Annotated in this window: 12 protein-coding genes; 2 read left to right on the plus strand and 10 right to left on the minus strand. The window is 48.8% G+C overall.

Annotation, left to right across the window (positions count from 1 at the left end; genetic code table 11):
* The first annotated feature begins 13 nt into the window (after positions 1-13).
* Both DW739_RS04045 and DW739_RS04050 read left to right on the plus strand, forming a co-directional pair.
* Positions 14-778: an IclR family transcriptional regulator gene (locus DW739_RS04045; RefSeq protein ID WP_117796391.1), complete on the plus strand. Its 765-nt coding sequence runs from the start codon at positions 14-16 to the stop codon at positions 776-778.
* A gap of 15 nt (positions 779-793) precedes the next feature.
* Positions 794-1,471 (plus strand): choline-binding protein, encoded by a 678-nt coding sequence (locus tag DW739_RS04050; protein WP_118742665.1) that lies wholly within the window; start codon positions 794-796, stop codon positions 1,469-1,471.
* A 102-nt stretch (positions 1,472-1,573) separates the two neighbouring features.
* On the opposite strand, the gene hgdB is transcribed toward DW739_RS04050, so the two are convergent.
* From hgdB to DW739_RS04100, 10 genes are all read right to left on the minus strand, one after another.
* Complete coding sequence (gene hgdB, locus DW739_RS04055) at positions 1,574-2,725, minus strand: (R)-2-hydroxyglutaryl-CoA dehydratase subunit beta (RefSeq protein ID WP_107000301.1); 1,152 nt, start codon at positions 2,723-2,725, stop codon at positions 1,574-1,576.
* 2 nt (positions 2,726-2,727) lie between these two features.
* Positions 2,728-4,167 carry a (R)-2-hydroxyglutaryl-CoA dehydratase subunit alpha gene (gene hgdA, locus DW739_RS04060; protein WP_107000302.1) on the minus strand — a complete coding sequence of 480 codons (1,440 nt, stop codon included), beginning with the start codon at positions 4,165-4,167 and terminating at the stop codon, positions 2,728-2,730.
* Between the two features lie 34 nt (positions 4,168-4,201).
* Positions 4,202-4,996, minus strand: a complete 795-nt coding sequence (hgdC, locus tag DW739_RS04065) for a (R)-2-hydroxyglutaryl-CoA dehydratase activase HgdC (RefSeq protein WP_107000303.1) — start codon at positions 4,994-4,996, stop codon at positions 4,202-4,204.
* 436 nt (positions 4,997-5,432) lie between these two features.
* Positions 5,433-7,199 (minus strand): carboxyl transferase domain-containing protein, encoded by a 1,767-nt coding sequence (locus tag DW739_RS04070; RefSeq protein WP_107000304.1) that lies wholly within the window; start codon positions 7,197-7,199, stop codon positions 5,433-5,435.
* 145 nt (positions 7,200-7,344) lie between these two features.
* Positions 7,345-8,154, minus strand: a complete 810-nt coding sequence (gctB, locus tag DW739_RS04075) for a glutaconate CoA-transferase subunit B (protein WP_107000305.1) — start codon at positions 8,152-8,154, stop codon at positions 7,345-7,347.
* 21 nt (positions 8,155-8,175) lie between these two features.
* Positions 8,176-9,276 (minus strand): CoA-transferase, encoded by a 1,101-nt coding sequence (locus DW739_RS04080; RefSeq protein ID WP_022359951.1) that lies wholly within the window; start codon positions 9,274-9,276, stop codon positions 8,176-8,178.
* Between the two features lie 141 nt (positions 9,277-9,417).
* On the minus strand, positions 9,418-10,557 hold the full coding sequence (locus tag DW739_RS04085; protein ID WP_117796388.1) for a sodium ion-translocating decarboxylase subunit beta: 1,140 nt from the start codon (positions 10,555-10,557) through the stop codon (positions 9,418-9,420).
* A gap of 11 nt (positions 10,558-10,568) precedes the next feature.
* Complete coding sequence (locus tag DW739_RS04090) at positions 10,569-11,015, minus strand: biotin/lipoyl-containing protein (RefSeq protein WP_117796387.1); 447 nt, start codon at positions 11,013-11,015, stop codon at positions 10,569-10,571.
* Positions 11,016-11,198: 183 nt separating this feature from the next.
* Positions 11,199-11,618, minus strand: a complete 420-nt coding sequence (locus DW739_RS04095) for an acetyl-CoA carboxylase biotin carboxyl carrier protein subunit (RefSeq protein WP_118467957.1) — start codon at positions 11,616-11,618, stop codon at positions 11,199-11,201.
* A 46-nt stretch (positions 11,619-11,664) separates the two neighbouring features.
* A complete protein-coding gene (locus DW739_RS04100; protein WP_022359955.1) occupies positions 11,665-11,961 on the minus strand; it encodes an OadG family protein in 297 nt (98 codons plus the stop codon).
* Positions 11,962-12,110 lie beyond the last annotated feature (149 nt).

The following is a 12,110-nucleotide window of genomic DNA, read 5'->3' on the forward strand; positions in this document are numbered from 1 at the left end:
GAGGATTCTTTGCATGATACAAAGTCTTCTCCGCGCGATGGAACTTCTGGAACTTTTAAAAGAAGCCAACCACAAATATTCCATCGCAGAACTTTCCGAATCAACCGGGCTTCCGCCCAGCACAATCCACCGGATTTTGCAGACATTTTGTGAAAAAAAATACGTGATCCGCGATGAACACGCGCACACCTACCAGCTTGGTCCCGCCCTCATCTCTCTCGGTCGGGCGGCGGCTGACAATGTGCGGATTCAGGATGCGGCGCTTCCGATTCTCAAGAACCTCTCCTACTGTACCCGTGAGGATTCCTATCTGATCATCCAGGTTGGCGACAAGGGACTGGTACTTGACAAAACGGACGGTCCGAACCACCTCAAGGTCGTCGAAGAATTTGGCTATGAGATGGATCTGCACTGCGGTGCGATCCGCAAGGCGCTTCTGGCTTTCCAGAGCGACGAATACATCCGCCGCTATCTGGACACACGCTTAAACCGTCCTGAGGCATTCCCAAAGGCGGATCCCGCAGAATTGGCAGAAGAACTCCGCACCATCCGTGAAAAGGGCATTGCCGTTTCCCACGGCGAATACGTCCCGGATGCAGTCGGGATCGGTGCTCCCATTTACGGTATTGACGGACGCATTTCCGCTTCGGTCGGAATCATCGCACCGTATTCCCGTATTGAAGATGACACACATCTTCTGCACCTGCAGGATCAGGTCCGCCACAGTGCGGCAGAATTATCCTATTATATGGGACATACATTTAAGCAGGAGAAATAAAGGAGATTTCACTTTATGATTAATAAACGCTTATTTTTAGCAGGCTTAACAACCGGTCTTCTCTCCCTCTCCGTCGCTTTCCCGGCGATGGCAGGAAGCTGGAAAAATGGAGCTGGTGACAATGCTACCCGCTGGTGGTACGACAACGGTGACAACACCTGGGCGGCAAATGGCTGGCGCTGGATCGACGGCAACCAGGACGGCGTCAGCGAATGCTACTATTTCGACGCCGAAGGCTGGCTTCTAACCTCCACCACGACACCGGACGGCTACACTGTAAACGCAGACGGCGCCTGGACGTTAAACGGCATCGCTCAGAGCCGCCAGACCGCGGCTTCCGATGAATTCGATAACGAAAGCTGGGACGATTTCCAGAACAGCTCCTCCAAAAAGACGAAAAAAACAGCCACCAGCTCCAGCAGGACGCCAGATTCCGGAAGCTCTGACTCCAGCACCGGCTCATCCGAAGATTCTTCCAGCGATGATAGCAGCAGTTCCAACGGAAGCTCCGGCAGCCACAGCAATTCCGGAAGCTCCGGTCCGTCCAAAGAAACCTCTTCTACTTCCGGAGACAAAAAGCCGGATGCTCCAAAGAAAGACTCCAAACAGGAACCAGGCAGCGGCTACCGCCAGGGATCTGTGACGGATGAGCAAATTGCAAATAATAGTTCTTCTGACTCCACTGAGAAATAAATAACTGTATGCCGCTAGGCGCACCAAACAAAGACCCCCGCAAGAAAATCTCCTGCGGGGGCCTTTCTATCTCATCATTCAGTTTCCCAAACGAATCTTCTATTATTTCTGAAGTGCAAGAACGTCAGCGAATGCCTGAATAGCAGTGCTTGCCTGACCGAAGTCTCTCATCTGCTGGTCGATACCCAGTTTGATGTGCGGAACGCCTGCATCGTTCAGAGCTTTCTTCAGGTATGGATACTCCATCTCCTCCGGATCACAGAACTGCTGCATAAACAGTACCAGACCCTGAGCGCCGCTCTCTTTAACCATGTTAGCTACGAACTCACCACGACGGTTCTTGTCAGATTCCGGATCGTACAGAAGTACTTCGTAATCGATGTTAGCGAACTGTTTAGCCAGTGCTCTAACCGGATCCAGCTCGTCTTCCGGAGCGTCTACACGGAAGGAACGTGTCTCATGTGCTACATCATCTGCAGCGATAGCGATGTTGTTCTCTTCGAAGATAGAAAGCAGCTTCGGATTATCACAGATAATACCGGAGGTAACAACCTTGGTTCCCTTCCAGTCACAGACAGGAAGTTTAGCCAGCTCTGCGTTCAGCTCGTTCAGCTTTGCAGTGTATTCCGGCTTCTCCATGAAGTAGAATGCCTTCAGAACTGCGGAACGTTTGGTTGGTGTGATAACATCACAGTGCTCGTTAGCCAGTTTTACGAACTCACGGCGAGCTGCACGGCTCTTGTTGTATACAACGATAGCATCCTGGATGTCAGAATCAGTAATCTTTCTTCCAGCGATCTCTTCCAGATCTGCTTTTACATGGTTGTACTGATCGATACAGAACTGAAGACCAAACTCTTCGAAACGGTTCTGCGGATGAGCTAAGAAGATAACTTTCATCTTGTCGCCCATAGCTACACGGAAGTTCTGGCTCATCGGACGAAGAGTATCACAGATAGTAGGTGTGATAATACCGTCTAACTGATCCATAGTTCCATCCAGCAGCATCTCCAGAGCTAACTGAGCGATGGTGCAGTAGAAAGTAGCGCAGTACTCTTTTGCACGGCTGATGGTCTTAGTGTTGGAACCCCACATACCCATCGGAACGATACCAGCGGCATATACAAGCTCTTCCGGAGCGTAGTAAGGAAGAACACCAACTACTTTTTTGCCCTGAGCTTTATATTCAGCAAGCTGCTGCTTCGGAGTTGCAGCTTTTACCTTAAATTCTTCTAATAATGCGTTAACACTCATGGTTATTTAGCCTCCTTTGCCTGCTTATTTGCTTCCATTGCCTCAACCAGACCCTCTACACGAGTCTCGTACTGAGCAGCATTGAAGTTACGCGGGTCAGCCTGATCGCCGTCGAAACCAGCACACGGGATACCCAGGTCAGCAGTAAAGCGACGCTGCATCTCAGCCATGTAACCACTCCACGGTTTACAGCTTCTGTTGTAGTGAACCAGAACGCCATCTACCTTGTTGTCACGGCAGATGCCTTCACGCCAGTCAACACCCTGCTCGATGCAGACAGAGTTCGGAGCTTTGTAGTAAGCACGAGCCATCTCATCGATGTTGTTGTAAACGAAACCGAATGCCGGAGCATATACAACGGCAGTAACGTTTACACCGTGGGTCTTCAGCGGTTTGAACAGAGCCGGCAGTTTCGGCCAGCACGGAATACCCTCGAACATAACACGGTATTTCTCCGGGAACGGAGTTGTGGTCTCACCCTTCTTAACTGTCTCTTCCAGGTCTTTTGCAAGTAATTCAAAAGCATCACCAGCAGCTACAGTAGCACGTGCAGTTACAACGTCTGCCATGTGGTTGAACAGGTCAAATCCACTATATGGAGCCGGTTTGTACTGCAGGAAATCACAGACTTTCAGCCAAGCCTTAGCGGTACGGTTAGCGTTTGCACAAGCCTGCTCGAACTTCTTCTCGTCGAACTTCTTGCCTGTCAGCTCTTCCAGCTGTTTGATCGCTTTGTCGAACTGAGCGCGAACGTATTTAACATTCTCATCATGAACTTCTACTGTATTGTTGTACGGGATATCGATCATGATCAGCGGAATGTTACACATACGAGCGATGTTCTCATACCATTTTGTCATACAGTTACAGATGTTGTTGCAGCAAAGAACGAAATCCGGCTGCGGAATACGCATCTGACGAATCGGAGAAATAGCCTCAAGACGTTTCTCTTTTTCCGGACCATCCGGGAGTTTTTCAATCTCAAGCAGGTTGTCCAGCTGCAGATACGGAGTCTGAGTCTTCGGATCCTTCTTCGGTTTTCCGTCTTCACCCATCACTACGTTGCCGTCAGCATCTTTTAATGGTTTACCTGTGCTCGGATCGATGATGTATTCACCAGTCTCTGGATCATACTTACGGGATACACGTACACCAGCTGCATATGCAAGGCTGATACGAGCGTAACCACAGATATCGTTGTCATATCCAAGATCCTCAGCTGCCTGGCACATCAGCTCACCGTAACGGTTAGCTGCGATACCAGCTGCCTGGTTCTCCGGATACATAACGTGTAAATCAAATGCTGCTGCAAGCTCACACGGGAATTTGGAAGAAGACCATCCAACTAACTCGCCTCTTGCTTTGGCCTCACGCGCCTCTTTGTGTACGTCATCTACGACTTTACGAAGCGCAAGAACACCAGGACTAACTTGTTTTGCCATAATAATTATCCTCCATTCTTAAAAATTAACTTAGTTACTTCTGACGGCTGGCTACCTGATATGCCATCAGGGCTGCGCCAAGCGCGCCGTTATACTGTGTCAGCGGGGATGTACAAATCTTTACGCCAAGCTCAGCCTCAAGCGCATCTACTACGCCCTGGTTCTGAGCCACACCGCCTGTCATAACGACATCCGGCACTACACCGATTCGGTGGGCAAGACCCGTGACACGATGAGCCACTGAACGATGAATACCGGCAATGATATCACATTTATCCGTTCCCATCGACAACTGGCTTATAACCTCACTCTCTGCAAAAACCGTACAGGTGGAACTGATTCCTACCTGCTTCTTGGACATAGCGCCAAGACGGCCTAGATCACTTACCTCAACTTCGAGAACGCGAGCCATAACATCCAGGAATCTTCCGGTTCCGGCTGCACACTTATCGTTCATCTGGAAGTTTGTCATGACACCGTCCTCAACGCGAAGAACCTTCACGTCCTGACCGCCGATGTCAATTACGGTATGAACCTTCGGGAAAAGGAAATAAGCGCCCTTTGCATGACATGACAGCTCACTCATCTGCTTATCGGCAATTCCGTCCATCAGAGATGTACGTCCATAACCGGTAGCCAGTGTGAATGCCATATCTTCTTTCTTGAGGCCTGCATCTTCCAGAACTGCCTCGATGGCACGGCTTGGACCGCTGGTACCTGCTCCAACGTCAATCAGAGACTTACCTACGATCTCCTTGCCATCCTTCAGGATGATACATTTGGAAGCTGTAGAGCCTACGTCGATACCTAAAGTGAAAATTTCGCTCATGATGTATCTTTTTCCTTTCAATACTGACTTTCTATGCCTGATTTTTGTTTCAACGATGTTTTGGCAGATCCGTGCTATCACATCGTCTCCACCCATCATAATACCACAAAATCAACTAAAAGTCGCTGTAAAATCTTGAAAATGTTATAAAATAATTCTTAACAAAACTATTACTTATTACTTATCTGCCTGAGTATACCAATAAATCGAGCAAAGGTTCCAGTTCCTTTGCCCGATTTATCTGCAAGCATCCGGCAAAACGGTTCATTTACAGTCATACAGACAAGCCGCTTCGCCAGAGCCTCACACTATTCACACTATCAATTTGTTACTTATCACTATTTACACTATCACTGTCAGCCGCGTACTTACGCGCCTTCTCTTTTTAAAATGTTATCTTAGCGGCACCTATCACAATGCCGTTTTAATTTGATAATTATTTACCGTAGTTGATGAACTCACGAGTAGATCTCGGAGCCAGCATCTGATGCATCGGGCAGATAGCCTGAGCATTCTGATAATAAGCCTCGGTAAATGCCTGGATGTACGGACGAAGATCGGTCAGATCTACGATCTCATCAACCATACCCTGTTTTGTACAGTATTTCGGACGAGATTTGTCTGTGTACATCTGGATCATAGCGTTCATCTTGTCGATGATCGGCTGAAGCGGCTCGCCAGCTTTTTTAGCTTTAACAAGCTTTCTGGAGTACATAGCGTTTGCAGCGGTCTCACCCGGCATTACGTAGTACTCGCAAGCACCTGTACCGATAGAGAATACGTTGGTGTTGTTGCCCTGCGGACCACCCAGAACGTAGTGAGCAGCAGCACTTGCCTTACGAAGAGTAACCTCCAGAGACGGAAGCTTAGCATTCTCGATAGAGTAGATCAGGGACTGACCTAAACCAAGCAGCTCTGCCTTCTCAGCGTCATCGCCTACATCGATACCTGTGGTATCCTGCAGCCAGATAACCGGTGTCTTATCACGAGCACACAGAGTAACGAACTCGTTCATCTTAATCAGACCCTGACGGTACAGCTTACCACCGATACCTACAGAACCCTGTTTGTACTCCGGATAGTTCATGAGTAAGCCCTGTACGTTAGCGATAACACCAACCAGAAGGCCGTTAACTTTTGCAAGACCAGCAACGATCTCCGGACCGTAGCCTTTCTTGTACTCGAAGAACTCACTGTTATCGAACAGACGGCCGATTACATCGTAGATGTCGTACGGACGTTTCTGGTTCATCGGGATGATGCTGTACAGATCCTCAGCCGGAAGCTGCGGAGCCTTCGGGCTGTCAACACGGAAGAACTCCAGGTTGAAGCACGGAAGGTAGTTGATGTACTTCTTGATTCCCTCGATAACGCCTAAATCATCCTCGTAAACTTCACGGAAGAATCCTGTCTCATCATAGTGGATCGGCACGGAACCCGGAGCCGGAACGTGATGTTTGCTGTTCTCGATCTGAGCGTTAACGATCTGCTCTGCTGCTTCCTCATCGATGTAACCCTTCGGGTTCATACCGGAAAGGATACCAGCGCCACCAACTGCCATGTTCGCATCTTTATGAGCGATCAGGATAGTCGGGGAAATGCTGTGGTAACCACCACCTGCCGGGTTGGTTCCGTAGATACCTACGATAACCGGAACACCAAGCTGGTTTAACTCAGCGTTGCGGAAGAACGGTGTACCACCACCACGACGGTTCGGGTATACTTTGTCCTGATTCGGGAACTCAACGCCTGAGCAGTTTAACAGGTATACTAACGGCAGATGCAGCATCTTAGCGGTATCTGCAGCACGGAGCAGGTTATCTGCCTGTCCCGGAACCCAAGCACCAGCCATCTTCTTGTTATCAGAAGCAATGATGTAAACCCATTTGCCATTTACACGGCCAAGACCATTCAGAACGTTAGTTGTCTGGAAACGGTTGTCTTCCGGATTGTAAAGGCTGTTTAACGGGCACCATGTACCTGGATCGATCAGGGCGTTGATACGCTGTGTAGCAGAAAGCTGTCCACGTGCGTTTAACTTCTCTTCGGTTGTGATACCAGCATCAAGAGCCTGCTTAATGGACTCATGGATGTCGTTCTCAACAGCCTTCAGTTCCTGCTCGTTTTCCGGATTCGGATTAACCAGAGCTTTACCAACGGTAGGCATATTCTGGAAATATCCTGGCATTGAATACATATTCATGTCTTCTTTTCTCCTTATAAAATAAAAAATAAAAATGGTTATAAATGAATTGCTTGCGGGACAGTTCGTCTCCTGTCCCGCCTGCAATCAGTAACTAATTAATCGACAGAAATGATATCTGTCTTGATTCCCTATGGAAGGCTAATTACTTAGTCTCCTTCGGAACTTTGATGAATGCCTGACCTGGGTCGATCTCTTCACGAATAACGCGGATGATCTCCGGATCCGGACCTTCCATCAGCTGAGCTCTAGAGGTATCGATCTCGAAACCAGTGTTCTCCTGAACCATTTCTGGAGAGGAGAATGGATAGTAGTAAGCCAGGTACATTCTCTTGGTCTCTTCGTCGAATTTCATGATACCAAGATCGGTAACTACCATCTGCGGTCCACGGTTGCCCGGAAGACCTGCTCTCTCACGTCCGCCAGGGCCGTCCATCCAGCCACAGCTTGTGATGTAGTCAACATGCTCCATGAATCTTCTCTTCTGATGCTGCATCATGATGATGGTGTTGCAGAAGGTAGCGATTCCGTTTGCACCGCCAGAACCGGTGAAACGTGTGGTAGGTTTAACATAATCACCCTTACCAAAGATACAGGTAGAGTTAACGTTTCCGTACGGGTCGATCTGAGCGCCACCGATGAATGCGATCATACGATCAGCATCATGTAACCACTCATTAGCCTCGAAACCTACGAAACGAACGTTTGGCCACTGTACTGCACAGTGAGCCATGAAACGGTTGTCACCTACAGAACGCGGAACCTCGATCGGAGAACAATCCATAAGACCACTCTCTACGATCGGATGGCAGCTCGGGCAAACAACACGTTTTGCCAGGGATGCACCGATTAACGGAAGACCGGTACCAACGATAACGATCTGATTTTCTTTAATATTTTTTGCGATGGCGTAAGCCTGCATTTCCTGCTTTGTATACTTTGTATAATCAGCCATTTTAGATTTTCCCTCCCTCAATTAATGTCTGGTAGAATAGCCAAGATGCGGCTCATTCTTAAGGTTCATGAGGCGAGCGCCGCCCAGTACGTTGAGCAGATCATCCTGATCCTTGCATCCATATACATACTTCTGAAGGTAATCCTTGAAGGTCTCCGGAATCTTGGTGCCGTCAGCAGCATCTTTTGCAGCCTGTGCAGCAACTTCTGCAGCTTTTGCAAGCTTCTCATCTTCCGGCTTAGCAGCAGCAGCCTTAGCAGCTTTGTCTGCAGCCTTCTGAAGCTGTGCCTTAGCATCCTCAGCGTCAAGGTACTTGGAAGCCTTGTCGTACTCTTTCAAGCCCTTATCATCATCATCATAATAGCCGTAGCACTGTGCCGGCCAAGCACCGTACGGTGCACGAACAACGGCGTCTACACACTCACCAAAGATTCTTGTCTTGGTTGGGTCACGACGGATATACTCATCACTTACGATCTCCTCGCAGGTAACGATACAACGTTTTGCAGCTACAGCGATATCTACGTCATGGAACTCATCACCATCGATGATACAGGTTCCATCCGGAGATGCCTGCTGAACATGGATGATAGCGCAGTCAAGCTTCGGAACCGGAACAGCCAGCAGCTTCTCGCCTGGCTCAAGCGGGTTCTCGATCTCTACGCATTTCAGGTTGTCAACACCTTCCATGGTTCTTCTCTTCTCTTCGCTGATACCCCAGAACTTAACAAGTCCGGAGCCCTGCATCATACGTACCGGCAGGTACGGAAGACCCAGAGATGCAGCATGAAGCTGAAGCATCAGAACGTCCTGAGAATAATCCTCATATGTAAGCTCACCCTTCTCGATAGCTGCACGGAAACGACGAGCTACGTTGGTGTAACCAGAGTTTGCAGTATAGCAGTTGATGTAGGCTCTCACACGGCCCTCACCGATTAACGCATCCCAGTCACCACCTGCCGGGCCAGACCAGCCTACAAAACCAGTTTTACCCTGACGAAGGATCTCGTAAACTGCTGCATACGGTTTACGGTTTGTTGTAAATCCGCCGAGACAAAGTACATCGTTGTCACATACATACTTTTCTACGGCATCGTGTAAAGACATTACTTTATTAGCCACAATAAAGCCTCCTTTAAAAAAATTTTCTATAACTACCTATATAAATAAGTAAAAACGGGATCCGGTACTTCCGGCGCTACGGTCTTTCGCAGGCCAGATGCAGCCAGATCCCGGCTGCAACAGCCAAAAATCAATATTCGATTAACCGAAAATCAGCATGAAGAAACCTGCTGCTACGGCAGAACCGATAACACCTGCTACGTTTGGTCCCATAGCGTGCATCAGAAGGAAGTTGGTCGGATTCTCTTTTGCACCAACTGTCTGAGAAACGCGGGCAGCCATCGGTACAGCAGATACACCAGCGGAACCGATTAACGGGTTGATCTTGCCGCCGGTTACAGCGCACAGCACCTTACCAAGGAGAACACCTCCGATGGTAGCGAATGCGAATGCAAGAAGACCCATGCAAACGATAGCGATGGTCTGAACACGCAGGAAGATCTCGCCGTTTGCGGTCGCACCTACGGTAGTACCAAGCATGATAGTTACGATGTTGCACAGTGCGTTCTGAGCTGTATCAGAAAGACGCTCTGTAACACCAGATTCACGAAGCAGGTTACCAAGCATCAGCATACCAAGCAGCGGAGCTACGGACGGAAGAAGCAGGGAGCAGAACAGTACTACGAATACCGGGAATACGATCTTCTCAACCTTGCTTACCTTACGGAGCTGCTTCATAACGATGGAACGCTCTTTCTTAGTGGTAAGAAGCTTCATGATCGGCGGCTGAATCAGCGGAATCAGCGCCATGTAGGAGTAAGCGGCAACGGCGATCGGAGCAACCAGATCCGGTGCCAGGTTGTTAGCTACATAGATAGCGGTCGGACCGTCTGCACCACCGATGATACCGATAGCAGCTGCCTCACCTACTGTAAACAGACCAGTTGCGTTAGCCAGCATGAATGCAATGTAGATACCGAACTGAGCAGCTGCACCAAGCAGAAGGCTCACCGGGTTTGCAATCAGCGGACCAAAGTCCGTCATGGCACCTACTGCCATGAAGATCAGACACGGGAACAAACTGGACTTAACACCGCCGTAGATGATACGCAGAACACCTGCGGTATACCACGGCTCGCTTTCCTTCATCAGGTCAGCCAACGGCAGGTTTGCCAGGAACATACCAAATGCAATCGGAAGCAGAAGAAGCGGCTCGAACTGCTTTTTAATTGCCAGGTATAATAATACAAAAGCAATGAGAATCATTACACAGCTTCTCCAGGTCAATGCTGCGAAACCCGACTGTGCAAGAAGCTCTTTTAATATTTCAAAAAAGTTCATTACCTAACCTCCTAGTTCAGAGCAACCAGAGCAGCTCCTGTATCAACAGAATCGCCAGCCTTAACAAGGATCTTGCTGACTGTACCGTCTGCCGGAGCAACGATCTCAGTCTCCATTTTCATGGCTTCCATAATAACTACTACTTCGCCAAATTTAACTGCCTGTCCTTCAGATACCTTGATGTTCAGGATTTTACCTGGCATTGGAGCTTCTACGGTAGTTGCGCCCGCCGGAGCTGCTGCCTTCGGAGCCGGAGCTGCTGCCGGTGCCGGAGCTGGAGCCGGTGCTGCTGCAACTGGAGCCGGAGCCGGTGCTGCCGGTCTCTGTACCGGTGCGGATGCCGGAAGAACCGGAGCTGCCGGAGCTGCTACACCATTACGATCCAGAGATTTGTAAGCTTCTAATTTTTCTACTTCAACTTCGTATTTCTTTCCATTGATCGTAGCAACATATTTCATAATTCTTTACGTCCTTTCGAATGTTTATCATTACTGTTCACACATGTGTGCCCAGTAATGGGATTTTGCCGATGCTTTGTATTCCAAATCGGCAAAATCTGTTGCCTGAACTGTATCATACAGAATTTTCAGTTCCGAAAATTCCTTTTTGTAAACAGTTGCTATTTATCATAGTATCGTCTATTAGTTCAGGGTAACCAGTGCTGCACCTGTGTCAACGGCGTCGCCTGCTTTGACAAGAATCTGTGCTACTGTACCGTCTGCCGGAGCAACGATTTCAGTTTCCATCTTCATAGCTTCCATCACGATGACGGTCTCACCAAACTTAACTGCCTGTCCTGCAGATACTTTGATGTTCAGGATTTTACCTGGCATCGGAGCCTCTACGGTAGTTGCACCTGCTGCCGGTGCTGCCGCCGGAGCTGCTGCTGGTGCAGGAGCCGGTGCTGCTGGTGCAGGCGCCGGTGCTGGAGCTGCCGGTGCTGCTGCTGGAGCCGGTGCTGCTGCCGGAGCCTCGCCGTAACGCGGCATTGGCTCGTATGCATCGATTCTTTCAAGTTCTACTTCGTACTGTTTTCCATTGAGGGTAGCCGTATACTTCATAACTGCTCTAACCTTCCTTTCGATTTCCTTTCATTCCTGTTTCTCATTACTTAACTTCTGTCACGCTCAAGATCTTAAACTTGTCTGTCGGCAATCCGAGGTCATCCCCGATCGTTGCCATCAGCACGGCAAGTAATTCCTTATCAGCTTCATCCGACACAGCCGGTGCTGCTTTCTGTGCTGCGGCCGGGGCCTTAGCACCATCAGAAACAACGGAGCGGAGAATCTTGGAAATTACCATAATTGCCAGAGCCAGACAGATCAGAGCCAGGAAAACTACCGAAAGACCCAGCAGAGAAACGATAACTGACTGCCCGAAAGGCATAGTTGGTTCAGTCCACATTGTGCATTGCACCTCCTTATTTATTTTAGGTTCTGCTTTCTTTGTGAAAAATTATACTTATAAAATTCCACCAGTAAGATTCCGTATTGTGGAATGCATTCCATTTTTGAAAGCAATTTATAAGGGGCTTTTCCCCTTAACTGTAACAA

The organism is Clostridium sp. AM28-20LB (genome assembly GCF_003480665.1).
Taxonomy (GTDB): domain Bacteria; phylum Bacillota; class Clostridia; order Lachnospirales; family Lachnospiraceae; genus Otoolea; species Otoolea fessa.